This window comes from Streptomyces sp. NPDC006265 (assembly GCF_040613555.1).
Lineage (GTDB): Bacteria > Actinomycetota > Actinomycetes > Streptomycetales > Streptomycetaceae > Streptomyces.
On record NZ_JBEXSH010001178.1, the window covers coordinates 1 to 2,200 of the forward strand.

Annotated in this window: 1 protein-coding gene; it reads left to right on the top strand. The window is 70.3% G+C overall.

All coding sequences use genetic code 11. The features are described from left to right. Positions 1–303 precede the first annotated feature (303 nt). A partial coding sequence (locus ABZ281_RS46750) for a DUF1996 domain-containing protein (protein WP_356664634.1) occupies positions 304–2,200 on the top strand: 1,897 nt, incomplete at its 3' end.

The window sequence follows — 2,200 nt, forward strand, 5'->3', positions numbered from 1 at the left end:
CGCATATGGACCAGACCTACTTCCTGTGCAGTGACGTGAACTTCCGCTGACCTGCGCCTGCCCGCCGGACGGTGCCGTCCGGCGGGGCTCGGGCGTCCCGGGCTTCATGAGAATTCTCCGAAAGTTTTCGAGGTGAGTGAGCACACCGGTGCTCCCGCACGTATGGGGTGAGGGGATTTTTCATGCCCGGTACGCCACAAGCGCAGGAGAGCACCCTTGGGACGCAACACGCGAAGACGCCCTACCGGTCCACGACGCGCGACCTTCGCCGCATTCGCACTGATCCTGGGCGGAGGCGGCCTGATGGCCGCGAACGTCTACGCCTCCGCCACGGACGCAGGTTCGGGCGGTGACTCCGCCCAGACACGGTCCGGCACGGGGATCCGGACCGCGGGCGCCACGATCGACTGCCCGGACGTCGGCAGCAAGCTGACCTCGGTCCCCGAGCAGGCGCGGGGGGAGGTCGACAAGGAACTCGCCCTGCTGGACGAGCAGATAGCCAAGGCCTACCAGCGGCTGAGTGAATCGGCCCAGCAGGTGCAGCAGGACCCCGGTTTCGCCGACAACGCGGTCGTGAACCCGTTGAAGGAGAAGCGGGCCGCGACCCTCGAGCGGATGGCGATCGCCATCGACCGCGTCGGGGACCGTCCCGAAGGCCTCGAAGCACTCGCCGCCTGCACCGTCGAGGACGGCAACGAGGCGCCCGCAGAGGGCGAAGGCCAGGACGGCGGCGACGGACAGCCCGCCGGGGAGCAGGACCAGTCCGGCCAGGAGCAGGGGAACGGCCAGGAGCAGGGCGCCAACGGAGGGCAGGCGGGCAACGGCCCCGTCGCCGCCGACTTCGCGGACATCAAGAGCGTCCAGCCCAACGTGAACGACCCGCGCCAGGAGGGCAACGCGTCGCGCGGTTCCTTCGCCACCAGCTGCGGCGTGAACGAGAACGGCCTGTTCAACTCCGACAACATCATCGTCGCCCCGGGCGTCACCAACGGCGCCCACCACTTCCACGACTACGTCGGCAACCAGTCCAACAACGCCTTCGCCAGCGACCAGGACCTCGCGAAGGCCGAGACCAGCTGCGACGACCAGGGCGACAAGTCGACCTACTACTGGCCCGTCGTGCGCCTGCAGAACGGTGCCCAGGAGCAGGACGCCCAGAAGCCGGGCGGCGGCATCGAGGGCAACGCCGGCGAGATCGTCACGCCGAAGAAGGTCACGCTGACGTTCGTCGGCAACCCGCGCGAGAAGGTCACGGCCATGCCGCGGCTGCTGCGCATCATCACCGGCGACGCCAAGTCGTTCGTGAACGGCCCGGCCAACGCCAACGCCTCGTGGAGCTGCACCGGGTTCGAGGACCGGCAGCTGAAGGACAAGTACCCGCTGTGCCCGCAGGGCAGCGACGTCGTACGGACCTTCAAGTTCCAGAGCTGCTGGGACGGCCGCAACATCGACAGCGCCAACCACCGCACCCACGTGGCGTTCGCGGACGCCGCCGGGAACTGCCCTTCGGGCTTCCGCCCCATCCCGCAGCTGGTCCAGCGCATCGTCTACGACATCGACGCGCCGAGCCTGCAGGACGGCGGCCGTACGACACCGCTGTTCGCGGTCGACTCCTTCCCGGAGCAGCTGCACAAGCCGGTCACGGACCACGGCGACTTCATCAGCATCTTCGACGAGGATCTGATGGGGGAGATGGTCGACTGCATCAATGAAGGCCGTAAGTGCGGAGCCGGAGCGGACGGCGGACAGAACCCGGCACCGGGCGAGGAGCCCCAGGAGGAGCCGACCAAGACGCCGGAGGCCCCGCAGGAGGAGCCGACCAAGACGCCCGACGCCCCGCAGAACGGGAACGGCGGCGGCAAGCCGGCCGACAACGGCGCCGACGGTGACGACGGCAAGGGTGACGCCGCGAAGCCCCCGGCGGACAAGCCGGCCCCCGAGCCGGAACCCGGCGACGCGTCCACGGCTCCCGGTGGCGCCCGGCCGGAGGTGAAGGCGACCGCCTCCGCCGACGGCGGCAACGCCGCCGAGCAGGGCGGCGGTTCGAAGAACGGCGAGGACCAGGACACCGATGGCCTAGGCGACTCCCAGGCCGTCGGCCAGGCGACCAGTGCCGCCCCGACCCCGTCGGTCCCGTCCCGGACGCAGCCGCAGGCGGTCGGCGGGGGCGGCCTGGCCGACACCGGCGCCCAGCTCTGGC